Origin of the sequence: Pontibacter sp. H249 (assembly GCF_037892465.1) — a bacterium.
Lineage (GTDB): Bacteria > Bacteroidota > Bacteroidia > Cytophagales > Hymenobacteraceae > Pontibacter.
Window position 1 is genome coordinate 1 of the sequence record NZ_JBBKTR010000035.1, and the last position, 758, is coordinate 758.

At 53.2% G+C, this 758-nt stretch carries 2 protein-coding genes; both read left to right on the top strand.

Going from position 1 to position 758, the window contains the following annotated elements; translation table 11 throughout:
- Positions 1–565, top strand: a 565-nt coding sequence (locus tag WG943_RS21200) for a dTDP-glucose 4,6-dehydratase (RefSeq protein ID WP_340412041.1), incomplete at its 5' end; no start/stop codon positions are given.
- A gap of 138 nt (positions 566–703) precedes the next feature.
- A partial coding sequence (locus tag WG943_RS21270; RefSeq protein WP_445323661.1) for a sugar phosphate nucleotidyltransferase occupies positions 704–758 on the top strand: 55 nt, incomplete at its 3' end.

The window sequence follows — 758 nt, forward strand, 5'->3', positions numbered from 1 at the left end:
TGACCATTTCGTGCGCGCCTGGTTTCATACCTACGGTTTGCCAATCAAGATATCGAACTGCTCCAACAACTACGGCCCGAACCACTTCCCCGAGAAGCTGATCCCGCTGGCCATCAACAACATCAAGAACGAGAAGCCGGTGCCTGTGTACGGCAAAGGCGAGAACGTGCGCGACTGGCTTTATGTGCTGGACCACGCCCGTGCCATCGATGTGATCTTCCACGAGGGCAAGGTGGGCGACACCTACAACATCGGCGGCGTGAACGAGTGGAAAAACCTGGACTTGATAGAGTTGCTTTGCGACCAGATGGACGAGAAGCTGGGCCGTGAGAAAGGGCACAGCAGAAAGCTGATCACGTTCGTGAAAGACCGCGCCGGCCACGACCTGCGCTACGCCATCGACTCATCCAAGCTGATGGACGAGCTGGGCTGGAAACCATCCGTTACCTTCGAGGAGGGCCTGAGCAAAACCGTGGACTGGTACCTGGAGAATACCGAGTGGCTGGAGAACGTAACCTCAGGCCATTACCGCGACTACTACGAAGGGCAGTATACGAACCGCTAAAGCGGGAACTGTTAAATTGTTAACTGCTGATTGTTAAAAGCTCAGCAGATACGATTTGTGAAAAGTGTCACATGGTTTATTTGCCAGATTGTAGGTGTTTGAAAAGACAATCAGCAATCAGCAACCAACAATCAATACATGAAAGGAATTATACTAGCCGGGGGCTCCGGCACGCGCCTGCACCCGCTTACGT